We start from the raw sequence: 14,643 nt of genomic DNA on the forward strand, positions 1-14,643 counted from the left end.
TAATTTTGGATGGTTCGTTGTGTGATTTGAATTGTTCTATGGTCAATCAGGTTTTTATTATTTTTAGTCTATATATTTATGGCACAGACACCGTTATCGAAAAGAGAAAAAAATAATTCTGCTCAAAAATATAGTCCCCGCCCTCTGAAGTTGTGGGGGGATGTGAATAATCAGCAGGAAGTAAGGATTGAGATTGTGCCGATGATTGATGTCATTTTTTGTATTTTGACGTTTTTCATTTTGGCGGCGGTGGGTTTTTCTCGACAACAGGCGATTAATTTAAATTTACCGAGGGCGACTACTGGCACGGCGCAAATGCGAGAAATGTTGGTGGTTAGTCTGGATAATCAGGGGCAACTTTATTTGGAGAAACAGCCTGTTAGTCAGGTTCAGTTATATAGTGCGATTAAGAATTATAATACGATTAATCCTTCTGGGTTGATGGTGCTTCATGCGTCTGAGGATGTTCGTTATAGTCAGGTGGTGGAGGTTTTGGATATGCTGAAGGAAGTAGGGGGCGATCGCGTGGCTTTGGCTACTTTGGCGGGTAATTCCCAAATTCCTGTGGAAAGTCAAACTCCTACCCCTGGTGTTAATCCTTATCTTAATCCTGAGGGTAATAATGCTTTACCTGATAATGGTGGTGGTGAGGATATGCCTTTGCCTCCTGTGCCTGAGTCTCCTCCTTCTTTTTAGGTTTCGGGGCATGGTGGGTTATTGATTTTGGTTTGGGCATTTTATCTAGGAGGCGATGTCGGATAAATTAACTTTGCCTTGCGCAACTCCACGCCCACCATACTTGTTCACATTCACAGGCATAAAATTCTTGCCATTTTCGTTGACGATTTTCCATGATTACGGGGGCATAACGATTGAGCCATACTTTGGTGGCTTCTCTAGGAGATGCACCGCAGCGGGGACAACAAAAACTGATGGCATGGGTGGCTTGATAAGTCCATTGGGGGGCGCTACGGCTAAAGGCTTCCATATTGATTACTAATTTTGCTTTCTTTTCTTGATTTTATTGTAATCAAATCTTTTAATTTTTATTGGTTTTGTGGTAAGGGCGATCTAGTGTACGATCTAATCCTAGGATCACCCTTAAAATAAATTGAATTTGGGATAAGATTTTTAGTATTCTATATCAAGTTCGGAAAATCCATTATAGATAAATTGTATCTTCGCAGTTGTCCCACCGTGTAAACAATGAACCGTTAATAAACTACGATCTCTCACCTGAAACCTAATCGTAATCCCCATCCCCCTTACTCACAAATATTATCCCGAATTGAGGTTAAAATGAACCTTAACGCTAATGATAATGACTAAATTACAGGCAGACGATTAATAAAATCATCAATCTGACTTTCAGTAGGTGAAGTATTACCCACAGAGGATAAAAACTCAAAACCAATTATCTCGGCTTCCTCTCCAAAATATCTTGAAGTAATCCCAAGAGATTGTAAGCGTTCTATAAATAATTCCGCACCCACAACCTTATTACTCAAAACCGTTACATCAGAACCACTAGCCCCCAAGGCAACTTCTAAAGCAAGATTGGCAAGGGTAACATCCCCTGTTTCTAAGGCGTTATTCCAATAATTTAATCCTTCCTGCTCTACGGGGCGATTAAAGGCATTGTTATAAATTAAATTGATCGCAAATAAATTATCATTTTCACCAAACAATCTCACTACTTCCGAAGAATTAGCAAAATCATTAATAATATTTTGATAAGCGATTGTTTGCCTTTGGGGTAAATTCAACAGGCTATCACCCGCAGAAGGAGAGTAACGAATATCATTTTCACCGATCGCACTGCCCCAAAATCCTAAACCCTGAGGATCTGCAGGTCTTCCCGTTAAAGGAATGTATAATATTTGAACATTATCTTGACTAAATGTTAAAACCCTATCGATGAGAGGATTTCTGGCGGGGGTAAAAGGTTGAGGGTTTTCTTGGGAAGGGGTGTTAGGAGAGCCAGAACCAGCGCCCCCGGGGCCTGAAGTGGTATTACCTAAAGTCAAACCCACGATAACAGGATCATGATCTGAGGAACGAAAAGGACTATCATCATAAAGACTACTAATCTGATTTTCAGATTTAAAATTGGTGTTGTAATCCAATACATTGGGTTCATCAGCGTTAATATGCCATTTTTGCGCCCCTGTAACCTGATTTGTCATACTATCGGTGGCTAGGGCATAATCTAAAGTACCCCATTGACCATCAAACACAAAGGAATAACTACTATTAGAAACCAGATTTTGATAACCTTCATTTTCCAAAGTTGTGATGGGATCTTCTTGGGCATAAGCATTCAAATCCCCTAAAATAAGTACATCACTATCATTAATTCCTGTGGGATTCGTGGCTAACCAATCCGCTAAATCTTGGGATGCTTGGGTGCGAATATCGTTCCAAAATCCTTGTCCATCCCCTTGATCAAAATTAGGATCGTTGGTGTCACTCAACCCCGATGAACCTTTAGATTTAAAGTGATTGGTGACGGCGGTAAATTTTTCCCCCGTGGCTAATTCTTCAAAAGTAACCGCTAAAGGTACACGATTACGGGCTATATTAATAGGATCAAATGCTCCCGTGTCCAAAATGGCGATATTACTTCCATCAGCTATTTTTACTGAGTTAGTTTTATAAATGAAGCCCACGGCGATCGCATCTAGTCCTAAATTAGAGGTGCCTGGATCCACAAAAGCATAAGTTCCCGCTCCTTCAACGGCATTTAAACCATCAATGAGATCTTGAATAGCACTATCATCCCCATAACCATCATTTTCAATTTCCACAAGCCCAATGACATCAGCATTTAAACCAGTAATAGCTGAAATGATTTTATCCCTTTGACGCTCAAACTCTTGAAGATTATCAGCGCCCCGTTGTTCCTCACCAGAAAAATCCCCAGCACCATCACCATTAAAATAATTAAGAACATTAAAACTAGCAACCTTTAACCTTCCACCAACATCAGGAATTTCCGTAGGACGAGGGTTGGTTGCCTGAAAGTCAATGGGGGCAGTGGGTTGAATCCGATAATTACCGATATTCGATGCACCAAAACGATCATCAAGGATACCTGTCAAATTCGTGACTGTATCACCACCGCGCAAGGTATTGGTAGGACTTAACGGCATTTCTCCCCTACCATTGATAATGGGATCTGGATTTTGCACCGTCAAACCATCATCTACCACAATGCGACGTTTTGCTATTTCTTGTTGATAGGCATTGAAACCATCCACACTGGGATCATTAAATTGAGTAAACTGATCTAAACGGCCATCGGTATCATTTTGATTGGTATCTCCATTGGAGGATAAAACCACCTGACCAAAACGCCCCAATTGAAAATGCTCTGTTACCGTTAAGGTGGTGGGAATTGTCACTAACATTCCCTCAAAAGCCTCTAAATCACTAGGATCATTTAAGGGAAATGTAATTTCTATGGGGGTGGGTAAAGGATTATTTTCACTTACCACCGTGACATCGGTAATGCTACGTAATTGGGTTAAACTGCTTGTACCCGTGGTAAATTCCGCCACTGTGCCAGTTACTCGCACTAAATCGCCCACATTTACATCAACCCCAAAATTATCATCAAAAATAAATAAACCTTCCGAAGTCAAAGGATTATTGTCAACGTCGCCATCTTCCTCTTGAACATAAAAACCCCGTAGATTACTATTGCCATCAGAAGATTGAAAGTCACCCAGTGCGATCGCCTCTATGGTAACCACTTCATTGATAAGGGGAGAAACCATACCATCACCTTGAATGGCACTAATTCTCGTAATTGGAACTTCCACGGGATCTTCAGGAATTTCTGGATCTATATCTTCTTCCCCATCCACAGGAATTATAGAAAAATCATCAATAGCTAAACCATCATCAGGCCCAGAAGCATTAAAATCAGACCAACGAAGCCAAAATGTTTCTCCATCCTCAACTTCTATACCCGAAATAATATCGGAAATTTCCAAAAAATTTTCATTCCCATCCTTTGCACCCCCATCCCCCGTAGTAACAGGAGCAACAAAATCTAAAGCATCCACATCAACCCAAGCACCTGAATCAAGGGAAGTAGCATCCAAACTATATTGAAAATCCAAACGATCTGGGGTCGTTCTACTATTGCTTCCCAATCGCCATTGTTCACCACGATAGGTTATTTCTAACCCCGTAATGGTAAAACCCGAATTGTTGGTAAAACTAGCTCCAATGGTGGGAATCAACGAGCCAGATAACAAAGTACCAAAAGCCCTATCATCGGAATCTGTCGCACCATAACTATAGGTATTCCCAGAATTACTACTACCATCGCTAACACCGTACGTTAGATTGGCATTATTACCAGTTTCCAAAAAAAACCACCCTACAGGTAAAACATCCCCCGTTGAACCACCATTCACAAGACCATTAAAATCTTGCTCATACCTCAAACCATTTAAACTAATTGTTGACATTTTTTTCGCTTAATTTATTTAGCTTTCTTCAAAAGAAATTTTTTGTATTTAATAGCAATACATATTTAAAAATTGATAGATAAAATCTATTTCCCTGCTATTAAACCTATCCATGCTAATGATTGAAAACTAACTCAGTCAAGCATTTAATGTCTTATAGATAACAAAAAATCAAGTTTTTCTACTTTTTTCCCATACTTGTTTAAGTGACTATTTTTTGAAACATACTTTGTTTAAACTAAGATTAAAATTAAATTAAATTTTGATTATTAATAACCACCATTCTTTGAAAATAGATTCATAAAACTTTATGGTATTTTTTTAAAATATCACCATCAACCTTAACCCTCCACCAAAATAAAAATAACCTACCCATACAACCAAATAGCCAAGAGAAAAATAATGATCAGAAATGACTTAAAATTAGTGAAAGTAACACTAGCAAAAAAACCTAAGATTGTCATCCTCTTATAACCGTCAATCATGAACTATGAATTTACCCCCACCCAAGAAACTTACCACCTCGTTGCCTTTCTTGTATCCATGAACCTAGTTTTATGGTCAACCCCCGTCGTTAAAACCATAGGCTTGAAAAGTGGTCATGTAGATAAACCAGATCCTCGCAAAGTACATCATAAACCCATCGTCAGAATAGGAGGAATTGCCATCTTTGCCGCCGTAACCTGTTCCCTATTAATCGTATGGTGGATGGGAGGATTTGGCATCCTACCCCCCGACCAAGATGCCGAAATTTGGGGTGTAACCATTGGGGCTTGTTTATTCTTTCTCATAGGTCTTGCCGACGATTTATTCAGCCTTTCCGCAAGTTTTCGCCTCATCGTACAATCCATAGTCTCTAGTTTTGCATGGTGGCAAGGAGTAAGGATTGATTTTTTTACCGTTCCTTTTTATGGCTTAGTGCAAATAGATGTATGGTGGCTTAGCTTACCCATCACCATCATTTGGCTAGTTGGTATGGTAAACGCCATTAATTGGATTGACGGTTTAGACGGATTGGCTGCAGGGGTATGCGGAATTGCCGCCGTAGTGATGTTGATTGTTAGCTTATTTATGAATCAACCAGCTGCCGCCCTAATCGCCGCGGCTCTAGCAGGAGGTGCATTGGGATTTTTGCGTTATAACTTCAACCCCGCCCAAATTTTTATGGGGGATGGAGGAGCATACTTTATGGGTTTTCTTCTCGCAGGAGTAGGAGTAATCGGACTTGCTAAAACCGCTGCGGTAACTGCGGTTGTTTTACCTTATATCATCCTAGCAGTACCCATAGTAGATATGTCCATTGTCATCCTTTCCCGTGTCATTCAGGGGAAATCCCCTTTTCTACCCGATAAAAGACATTTACATCATCGCCTCCTAGAAGCAGGAATATCCCAAAGATTAACAGTTTTATTTATCTACTCTCTCACCCTTTGGGTAGGAAGTTTTGCCCTTGTTTTTTCTGGTTTTCCCAGTGGCGGTGTGTATGTTTTAGGGGCAACCATGTTACTAATATACATTTCTTGGCAAGTGTGGCGTAATCGTCGTATCAAAAGTGAATAACAAAAAAGGAGGGTTAAACCCTCCTTCAACATTCGAGATGTACTGATGAAATTTAGTTAAACAACTCCATAAGTTATGAAAAATTATTCAGTTACGCTAGAAGCTAATTCATCATCGTTAGTGGTAGTTTCTTCTACCCCTTCGTTAACATCTTCCGTAGCAACATTTTCTACTAATTCAGTGGTTTCTTGTTCAACTACTACCGCATCTTCTTCTTGAGCATCATCCCCAGCCAAAAGTTTCTGACGATATAAGGCCGCCATTTCTTCCGCCTTCTCAAACACCAATTCCCGTTTGGTTAACATATCCCCTGGTTCGGGTTCTAATTGTTTGGTAGAAAGGGAAATACGTCCTCTTTCAGCATCTAAATCGATGATCATTACTTTTAATTCATCGTTGACGTTAAATACACTGTGAGGAGTATCAATATGATCATGGGAAATTTCGGAGATGTGTAACAAACCACTTACACCACCGATGTCGATGAAGGCACCATATGGCTTAATACCACGAACAGAACCCACCACCACTTGAGCGACTTCTAAACCATTCATCTTGCGTTCTACTAAGGCACGACGATGACTCAAGACAAGACGATTACGTTCTTCGTCCACTTCTAAAAATTTTAAAGGTAAGTCTTGACCTAACAAATCTTCCTTCGCATCTTTAGCACTGATGTGAGAACCAGGAATAAATCCTCTTAATCCTTCAACTCTAACTAAAGCACCACCTCTATTGGTTGCAAATACGTTAGAATAAACGGTAGCGTCTTCTTGTTGTAATTGACGAACCCTTTCCCAAGCTCGCATATACTCAATACGACGAATGGATAAGGTTAATTGTCCATCTTCATTTTCATCGGTAAGGATAAAAAATTCTCTGGTTTCGTTGGGTTGTAAAACCTCGTCAGGATTATCAACTCTGTTGATGGAAAGTTCTTGTACAGGAATATAGGCGGCAGTCTTTGCTCCAATGTCGATTAAAGCTCCTCTTTGCTCCATACTAAACACTGTACCGGGTACAACATCTCCGGGGCTGAAGTGATAGTCATACTGATCTAAAAGAGCGGCAAAATCTTCATGGGTAAAACCAATATCGGTTTTTGTGGTTTCTGTTTGACTGACCATAGGCATATTTTCAAAGGTTTTCAATTTACTTACTTTTTTGATAATTACAAATATTTTCCATATACTTACAAAATATGCTTATAAGTGATCTGGAAAAGATAAACATAGAGATTAATTTAAAATTTAATACTTCTATTGATGAAATTTGACACGGTTTTGGGTGAAATTATTGTACCTTGCATTAAGCTGTTGGTTTTTCACCTTTTACCAGTTGGGATTTCAATTAATCCCCTAGACGACAAGCCCAATTATCTAGCTTAACACCAAAAACGATCTAAATTTTTGATTTAAGGTATATTATACAGAATTTTGAACCTAGGATGTTGAGTAATGGAGGGATAATCTTTATTTATGATAATATTTTTTTTAATGAAGCTAAATTGACCATTGATTATGGACAGGTAAAATAAAAGTTTTTTTTATACTCGTCTTTTCGACACATACAATAAATCATCGGTAAACCATTGCTATCTATAATAGATTCTTGAGGAATCCTCTACCTTAAGAGGGCGCAATTATTGACCAATTAATCAAATTTACTATGAGTAATCCTTTTTTTAATCTCGAATATGAACCCGCTATGGAAAACTTGGGGGAAGATTATTATGATATTGTTATTCCTGCGGAATTTCCTGAACATATTCTCCGATTTACAAATCAATCTCTGTTGAAAAAAATAGGAATTGATCCTGATTTGGTAGAGGAAAACCATTGGTTGGAGGCGTTTGGCAAGTTTCAAGGTTTATGTCCTCCCCTTGCTCTACGATACCATGGTTATCAATTTGGACAATATAACCCTTTTTTGGGAGATGGTAGGGGGTTTTTATACGGACAAGTAAGGGGGGTTGATGGAAGGCTCTATGATTTTGGTACTAAGGGTTCTGGCCGTACTCCTTATTCAAGAACGGCGGATGGAAGATTGACTCTTAAGGGGGGAGTTAGGGAAGTTATTGCGGGGGAGATTTTACACCGTTTGGGAGTTAATACATCTCGTTGTTTTTGTTTGATTGAAACGGGGGAATCTTTGTGGCGTGGGGATGAGCCATCTCCTACTCGCTCATCGGTGATGGTGAGGTTTAGTCATTCTCATATTCGCTTTGGTAGTTTTGAGCGTTTACACTACCTTCAAAGGCCTGATTTAATCAGAAATTTGTTGGATCATGTCATTTATTATTATTATCCTCATCTTTGTGCCCAGGATAATCCTTATCAAAAGTTTTATGGTGAGTTGGTGGAAAGGGTGGCAAAGTTGGTGGCTCAGTGGATGAGTGCGGGTTTTTGTCATGGGGTTTTAAATACTGATAATATGTCGATTACGGGGGAAAGTTTTGATTATGGCCCTTATGCTTTTATTAGTACTTATGATCCCAAGTTTATTGCGGCTTATTTTGATTATGGGGGAAGATATAGTTATGGTAATCAACCTGTTATTTGTCGTTTAAATTTGGAGAAGTTACAAGCTCCTTTGTCTTTGGTGATGCCTTTTCCTGAGTTGGAGGAAGAATTGGCTAATTTTGATGACTTTTATAATTTTTATTATCAACAGTGTATGTTGAAACGGTTGGGTTTTATTGATTTACCTGAGGATTTATCTTCACCGTTGGTGAGGGAAACGGTTAATTTATTAAGGGAATCTCAGTATGGTTATCATGATTTTTTTGCGGGTTTAAGTAGTGATTTTAATAATGGTTGGTATGAGGATGTTGATTTAATTTTAGAAAATAGAACTATTATTGCTAGTAATTTTCAAGATTGGAAGATTCTTTATCATCGGGCGCTTAATTATTTTACTAGGGATGATTTAGTAAGTATTAAAAATGTTTTAGAGTTTTGTAATCCTCGGAATGTGCCTGTACGTTCTGTTATTGAGGAGATTTGGAAGCCTATTAATGATGAGGATAATTGGCAGTTATTTGATGATTTTTTAGTTTCTATTTAATTATATTTTTTGAGATGAATTTAGCAGTTTGATTAGAGTATTTTATTATTCTCAGTAATTTTTGCAATGAAAAAAAACAGTATATATATTTTCTTGTATGCCCTATTATTTTGCTTTATTTTGGGGTGTGTTTCTATTGCTAATTTTGACAGAGAAAATGATAATGTTAATTCATCGATATTAGTGGGGGCGGCGGCAAGTTTAGAACCTGTTTTAACTAAAATTGATGGTTTATATTCAGGAAATGTTGATTATACTTTTGCTTCTTCTGGGGTTTTACAACAACAAATTGAGCAGGGGGCTAATATTGATATTTTCATTTCTGCTTCTAATAAACAGATGGATGTTTTAGAAAAAAAGGATTTATTATTTACTAATAGTAAAGTCAGTTTAGTGGGTAATCAGATTGTTTTAATTACAAGAAATAATAGTTTGTTAAACATTAATGATTTTACTCAATTAACGGATAGTAGTATTAATTTAATTGCCATGGGAGAGCCTAAAAGTGTTCCTGCAGGGCAATATGGACAAGAAATATTGGATAATTTAAATATATTTTCTGAGTTAAAATCTCAGTCCAAATTTTTATTTACTAATAATGTTCGCTCTACTCTTATGGCGGTAGAAACGGGTAATGTTGATGTGGGAATTGTTTATTTTACGGATGCAATCAGTTCGGATAAAGTAAAGGTTATTGCGACGGCTGATGCTGATTTACATTCGTCTATTATTTATCCTGTGGCAATTATTAGGGATACTCAAAATTTGGGGGAGGCACAAAGATATTTACAATTTTTACAGGGGGAAGATGTACAAAATATTTTTATTGATTTTGGATTTAATCTTATGGAATAATGGTTAATTTTTCTCCTTTATGGATTTCTTTAAAAGTTTCTTTGTGTGCTACTTTTATTGCTTTTGTTTTTGGGGTTTCTTTTGCTTATGGATTATATAATTATAGGGGTAAGGGGCGATCGCTCTTAGAAGGTATTTTATTAATTCCTTTAGTATTACCACCGACTGTGGTAGGTTTTATTTTATTAATTTTACTAGGTAAAAATGGTATTTTAGCTCCATGGAATTTAAATTTTGTATTTAACTGGTATGGAGCGGTTATTGCCACTACTATTATGGGCTTTCCTTTGATGTTTAGAATTAGTTTGGGAGCTTTTGAGCAAATTGATTCTTTAATCCTTGATGCGGCCAGAATTGAGGGAGCATCGGAAATGATAGTTTTTATTTATATCGCTATTCCCATGGGTCTGCGTGGTATTATTTCAGGATTGGTGTTAACTTTTACTCGTATTATGGGAGAGTTTGGGGCAACTTTAATGGTGGCGGGAAATATACCCAACAAAACTCAAACGATACCAATGGCGATTTATTTTGCTGTACAGGGGGGAAATATCAATGAGGCGTGGTTCTGGTGTATTGTATTATTATTAATTTCTTTTTTGTCTATTTTTTTGATAAATTTATCGTCTATTTTTAAGGTTAATTAGGCTTTAAAAAAAGCCTAAAATATTTTAAGTAACCTAACACTTAATAGCTAAGATATATTTATCTTACCCTGGGGCGATCGTATTTACGGCTAGGTTTTCCACCACCATAATTAGATTTACCACGGTTATATTTACCGCCACGACCGTATTTTTTACCACCGATATTGGGTTTAGGAGTAGCAGGGGGGGGAACTTCCCAATCTTGCTGTAACCATGCGGGGCAATTTTGATCATAAAGAATTTGTAAGACTGCCGCTGCGATCGCACTGGGATCATAGTCTCCATGTAATTCTTTGACCATGGGTAAGAAAGAAGCTAAACGCTCACCGCTAAGGGATTCTTTAATTTGTTCCTTAAGTTTAAGCATTCTTTTGGCTTCCACCGTAGAGCGGTTAGGCACGGTTTCCACAGTGATAGACTGTTTTAAGCGACGCTCAATTTGACGCAATAAGCGGCGATCGCTCGGTTCTACCAAAGCAATGGCTTTCCCTTCCTTACCAGCCCTGCCCGTACGTCCAATACGGTGAATATAAGTTTCAGTGTTATCAGGTAAATCAAAGTTAAAGACATGGGTTAAATCCGACACATCCAAACCACGGGCTGCAATATCTGTCGCCACTACTACCTTAATTTTGCCATCGCGCCAACGTTGGATTAAACGCTCCCGTTGTTGTTGGCTCAAATCACCATGGTACTCATCCACACTTTGCCCAGCTTCTTGTAACTTAGAAGTCAACTCAGAAGCGGTGCGCTTGGTGCGCACAAAGATAATCGCCGACTGGGGATCTTCAATTTCCAAAATAGGCTGAATGGTCTTAATTTTTGACCAACCCCGAGGCACCATATAAACCACCTGTTCGATGCGCGAAGGAGTGTCTTGAGGTTTTTCCCCAGTGACATTTACCGCATCAGTCATGAACTCTTTAACCAACAACTGAATTTCCTTGGGCATGGTAGCCGAAAAACAAGTGGTTTGACGAGTATCAGGGGTACGGGAAAGAATGGTTTTCACATCATCAATAAAGCCCATACTGAGCATCTCATCTGCTTCATCTAGTACCACATAGCGTAAGCTATCGAGCTTGAGATGTTTACGATTGAGTAGGTCAATGATACGTCCTGGAGTACCCACAACAATGTGAGATCCCTTTTCCAAAAAGCGAATTTGACGCTCCATGGATTGACCACCATAAACGGTGGTTACAAAAATTCTCTCTCTGCCGATTAAATCCTTAAAGGCTTCGGCCACCTGTTGGGCTAATTCTCTGGTAGGAGCGAGGATAAGAGCCTGTACATTTTTGTCACTCTTATCGATTTTGTCCAAAATAGGTAGAGAATAAGCGGCGGTTTTACCCGTCCCAGTTTGCGATTGTCCCACCACGTCACGACCTGCAATTAGTTCAGGAATTGCAAGGGTTTGAATTTTAGTAGGAGTATTAAAACCAATATTATCTAATTGATTAACGAGAGTTTCTGAAAGTCCTAAACTTGCGAAAGAAGTTGTCATCTGTATTTTATTTTATTTGTGAACTGAAAGATGTCTCCACAGATGAATTGGGGGAAAACCTGAAATGAAGCAAAACTGGTTAAGGGTACGGGATCAAAGGATTTACGGAATCTATAATTTCATATTATTATGCAATTATTCCCTACTTTATTGGTTCTTACTTCATAGTAAACTCTTCCTTGATACACAAGTAGTAAACAACGGTGTAACCCAGTAAGAAAACTAGATTAAAAATATTTACTAACTTATTTCAATTTCACCATAGAGATCATAGACATCGGCATCAGTAATTCTGACTGATGTTATTGAACCTAGGTTGGCCTCACCACGGACATAGACGATACCATCTACTTCGGGGGCAAAGCGAGGAGAACGACCGATTAATTCTCCAGTGGCAGGGTTTTCTTGCTCAATCAATACAGGAACTACTTTACCTATTTCGGCTTCATTTTTTGCCGCCGCAATGGGCTGTTGTATTTCCATTAATTCATTTCTACGAGCGATTTTCACCTCTTTGGGAACTTGATTACCTAAGTTATAGGCTTTGGTTCCTTCTTCGGGGGAAAATGTAAACACTCCCACATGATCAAATTGATGCCTTTTTACAAATTGTAACAAATGTTTGAAGTTTTGTTGCGTTTCTCCCGGAAATCCGACAATAAATGTCGTGCGCATTACTGCTTCAGGGAGGGCGATCTTAATTTGTTCTATGATGCGATCGTTTACTTGACCCTGCCAAGGGCGGTTCATAGCTTTTAAAATATCTGGATCAGAATGTTGTAGGGGTAAATCCAAGTAGGGTAGAACATTGGGGGTTTCTCGGATAGCTTCGATTACTTTATCCGTCAATCCTGTGGGATAGGCATAATGAATGCGAATCCAAGGAATATCAACTTTACCCAAAGCCCTTAATAATTCTGCTAATTTGGGTTCACCGTAAATGTCAACGCCATAATTAGTAGTAATTTGAGAGATCAATATTAATTCTTGAACCCCTTGATCCGCCAATTGCTTGGCTTCATTAACAATAGATTCAATGGTTCTGGATCTTTGTTTGCCCCTGAGATGGGGGATAATGCAAAAAGCACAACTATAGTCACAACCTTCAGCTACCCGTAAATAGGCTACTCCTTCGGTGGTGGTGCGATAACGAGGTATATTTTCATCGGCGATGTAAGTAGGTTGGGCAGAAACAGCGGTTACTCTTTCTCCTTTTTCCACTCTTTGAATAACATCTACAATATTTTGATAATCTCCTGTGCCTACCAATGCCACAGCCTCTGGTAATTCGGCTAATAACTCCTCTTGGAAGTGCTGTGCCATGCAACCAGAGATAATAATTTTCTTATTATTTTCTGCTAATTCTACCAAGGTTCTGACAGATTCTTGTCTGGCAGATTCAATAAAACTACAAGTATTTACAATGACGTAATCTGCTAATTCTTCTGTATTATCAATTTGGTAGCCTGATTGTGCTAACAAACCGAGCATATGCTCAGAATCGATTCGATTTTTTTCACATCCTAAATGAGAGACGGCGATGGTTGGCTTATTGCCCATATTCGATTGCGCTTTTTTTCCCTACGACTTTTGTTTTCTAAGATTTTTAGTATAGCTTCTCTATCTTATCAGACTTTTGTATTTCTCGCAGGAAAAAATATTATTGAAGTAATTAGATCGGATACAAACAGTAGATAATGAATTATTTAACTATCCAAGTTATCTATTGCCTTTATAATTGCTTCTCTCATGAAAGGGATTCTTTGATTTCTATCCATTTTTTCTAGAATATCTTGATATTTTTGGGGAAAAACCAAACCAAAAACTTTTTTGCCCATCTTAACATCTTCCATACCAATGGCTTTATAACGGGTATTGAAACCATCAGCTAATATATCTTCTTTTTTTCGTGGCATTGTTATGATTTTTTTTGATTACCTATGATTAATATACAATAATACTAGCTAAAAAATAGAAAATAATATCCATTTAAAACGCTATAATATGGAATATAAATTATTTTAACTTTTGATAAAACCAAAAATATCTTATGAGTAATAGTAAAACAATGAAGCCATTAACTGTAGGAAGTTTATTTGCTGGGATTGGTGGTATTTGTACTGGTTTTACGAAAGCTGGATATAAGATAAAGTGGGCAAACGAATATGATAAAAAAGCCTGTGAAACCTACAGATATAACTATCAACATCAATTATATGAGCAAGACATAAACACAGTTAACAGTCCCCAAGAATGGGGATATGTTGATGTAATAACTTCTGGTTTTCCTTGTCAAGCCTTTTCTGTTGCTGGTTATAGACAGGGATTTAGTGATGAAAAGGGAAGGGGTAATTTATTTTTTGAAACAGCTAGATTTATTGAAGCGATTCAACCAAAAGCCTATCTTGAAATGTCGTCACAGGACTCCCGTTAAATTTCACGGGCAAAAGAAAAAACCACCGAAATTAACGGGAGATGGATGATGACCAGCAAAGAAAAAGGAACGAAAGTGACATCTACACACTTG

The 14,643-nt window shown here is 38.1% G+C and carries 12 protein-coding genes; 6 read left to right on the forward strand and 6 right to left on the reverse strand.

The annotated features are described in order from the left end of the window. Window positions 1-78: 78 nt before the first annotated feature. Window positions 79-696, forward strand: coding sequence for an ExbD/TolR family protein (locus tag IQ215_RS05015; protein WP_193800210.1), 618 nt, complete (start codon window positions 79-81; stop codon window positions 694-696). Between the two features lie 67 nt (window positions 697-763). Here the strand turns inward: IQ215_RS05015 and IQ215_RS05020 are convergent, their stop codons facing one another. After that, entirely contained in the window at window positions 764-988 is a 225-nt protein-coding gene (locus tag IQ215_RS05020) for a hypothetical protein (RefSeq protein ID WP_193800211.1), read from the reverse strand. Between the two features lie 337 nt (window positions 989-1,325). Then, window positions 1,326-4,481, reverse strand: a complete 3,156-nt coding sequence (locus tag IQ215_RS05025; protein ID WP_193800212.1) for an ExeM/NucH family extracellular endonuclease — start codon at window positions 4,479-4,481, stop codon at window positions 1,326-1,328. A gap of 483 nt (window positions 4,482-4,964) precedes the next feature. Here IQ215_RS05025 and IQ215_RS05030 point away from each other — a divergent pair, with 483 nt between their 5' ends. After that, the gene (locus IQ215_RS05030; RefSeq protein ID WP_193800213.1) at window positions 4,965-6,041 is read left to right on the forward strand and encodes a glycosyltransferase family 4 protein; all 1,077 of its coding nucleotides are present in this window, start codon (window positions 4,965-4,967) and stop codon (window positions 6,039-6,041) included. 83 nt (window positions 6,042-6,124) lie between these two features. On the opposite strand, the gene IQ215_RS05035 is transcribed toward IQ215_RS05030, so the two are convergent. Continuing rightward, window positions 6,125-7,168: a 30S ribosomal protein S1 gene (locus IQ215_RS05035; RefSeq protein ID WP_193800214.1), complete on the reverse strand. Its 1,044-nt coding sequence runs from the start codon at window positions 7,166-7,168 to the stop codon at window positions 6,125-6,127. Between the two features lie 541 nt (window positions 7,169-7,709). On the opposite strand from IQ215_RS05035, the gene IQ215_RS05040 reads away from it, so the two are divergent. The 3 genes from IQ215_RS05040 to modB all read left to right on the forward strand — a co-directional run bounded on the left by IQ215_RS05040 (window position 7,710) and on the right by modB (window position 10,609). Beyond that, window positions 7,710-9,107 carry a protein adenylyltransferase SelO gene (locus tag IQ215_RS05040; RefSeq protein ID WP_193800215.1) on the forward strand — a complete coding sequence of 466 codons (1,398 nt, stop codon included), beginning with the start codon at window positions 7,710-7,712 and terminating at the stop codon, window positions 9,105-9,107. Window positions 9,108-9,173: 66 nt separating this feature from the next. Beyond that, the gene (modA, locus tag IQ215_RS05045; protein ID WP_193800216.1) at window positions 9,174-9,962 is read left to right on the forward strand and encodes a molybdate ABC transporter substrate-binding protein; all 789 of its coding nucleotides are present in this window, start codon (window positions 9,174-9,176) and stop codon (window positions 9,960-9,962) included. Next, window positions 9,962-10,609: a molybdate ABC transporter permease subunit gene (gene modB, locus IQ215_RS05050; protein WP_193800217.1), complete on the forward strand. Its 648-nt coding sequence runs from the start codon at window positions 9,962-9,964 to the stop codon at window positions 10,607-10,609. The genes modA and modB overlap by 1 nt, the downstream gene beginning before the upstream one ends. A gap of 58 nt (window positions 10,610-10,667) precedes the next feature. Here modB and IQ215_RS05055 read toward each other — a convergent pair whose 3' ends face one another. The 3 genes from IQ215_RS05055 to IQ215_RS05065 all read right to left on the reverse strand — a co-directional run bounded on the left by IQ215_RS05055 (window position 10,668) and on the right by IQ215_RS05065 (window position 14,032). Next, complete coding sequence (locus IQ215_RS05055) at window positions 10,668-12,116, reverse strand: DEAD/DEAH box helicase (RefSeq protein WP_193800218.1); 1,449 nt, start codon at window positions 12,114-12,116, stop codon at window positions 10,668-10,670. A gap of 240 nt (window positions 12,117-12,356) precedes the next feature. Next, window positions 12,357-13,676, reverse strand: a complete 1,320-nt coding sequence (rimO, locus tag IQ215_RS05060; RefSeq protein ID WP_193800219.1) for a 30S ribosomal protein S12 methylthiotransferase RimO — start codon at window positions 13,674-13,676, stop codon at window positions 12,357-12,359. Between the two features lie 146 nt (window positions 13,677-13,822). Next, window positions 13,823-14,032, reverse strand: a complete 210-nt coding sequence (locus IQ215_RS05065) for a hypothetical protein (RefSeq protein WP_193800220.1) — start codon at window positions 14,030-14,032, stop codon at window positions 13,823-13,825. Between the two features lie 152 nt (window positions 14,033-14,184). Here IQ215_RS05065 and IQ215_RS05070 point away from each other — a divergent pair, with 152 nt between their 5' ends. Then, a complete protein-coding gene (locus IQ215_RS05070; protein WP_241735255.1) occupies window positions 14,185-14,550 on the forward strand; it encodes a DNA cytosine methyltransferase in 366 nt (121 codons plus the stop codon). Window positions 14,551-14,643: the final 93 nt, after the last annotated feature.

Source organism: Cyanobacterium stanieri LEGE 03274, from assembly GCF_015207825.1.
GTDB classification, from domain to species: Bacteria; Cyanobacteriota; Cyanobacteriia; order Cyanobacteriales; family Cyanobacteriaceae; genus Cyanobacterium; species Cyanobacterium stanieri_B.

Coding starts and splice junctions, on each gene's coding strand:
- IQ215_RS05015 (WP_193800210.1), top strand. CDS start 79: ATGGCACAGACACCGTTATCGAAAAGAGAAAAAAATAATTCTGCTCAA.
- IQ215_RS05020 (WP_193800211.1), bottom strand. CDS start 988: ATGGAAGCCTTTAGCCGTAGCGCCCCCCAATGGACTTATCAAGCCACC.
- IQ215_RS05025 (WP_193800212.1), bottom strand. CDS start 4,481: ATGTCAACAATTAGTTTAAATGGTTTGAGGTATGAGCAAGATTTTAAT.
- IQ215_RS05030 (WP_193800213.1), top strand. CDS start 4,965: ATGAACTATGAATTTACCCCCACCCAAGAAACTTACCACCTCGTTGCC.
- IQ215_RS05035 (WP_193800214.1), bottom strand. CDS start 7,168: ATGGTCAGTCAAACAGAAACCACAAAAACCGATATTGGTTTTACCCAT.
- IQ215_RS05040 (WP_193800215.1), top strand. CDS start 7,710: ATGAGTAATCCTTTTTTTAATCTCGAATATGAACCCGCTATGGAAAAC.
- modA (WP_193800216.1), top strand. CDS start 9,174: ATGAAAAAAAACAGTATATATATTTTCTTGTATGCCCTATTATTTTGC.
- modB (WP_193800217.1), top strand. CDS start 9,962: ATGGTTAATTTTTCTCCTTTATGGATTTCTTTAAAAGTTTCTTTGTGT.
- IQ215_RS05055 (WP_193800218.1), bottom strand. CDS start 12,116: ATGACAACTTCTTTCGCAAGTTTAGGACTTTCAGAAACTCTCGTTAAT.
- rimO (WP_193800219.1), bottom strand. CDS start 13,676: ATGGGCAATAAGCCAACCATCGCCGTCTCTCATTTAGGATGTGAAAAA.
- IQ215_RS05065 (WP_193800220.1), bottom strand. CDS start 14,032: ATGCCACGAAAAAAAGAAGATATATTAGCTGATGGTTTCAATACCCGT.
- IQ215_RS05070 (WP_241735255.1), top strand. CDS start 14,185: ATGAAGCCATTAACTGTAGGAAGTTTATTTGCTGGGATTGGTGGTATT.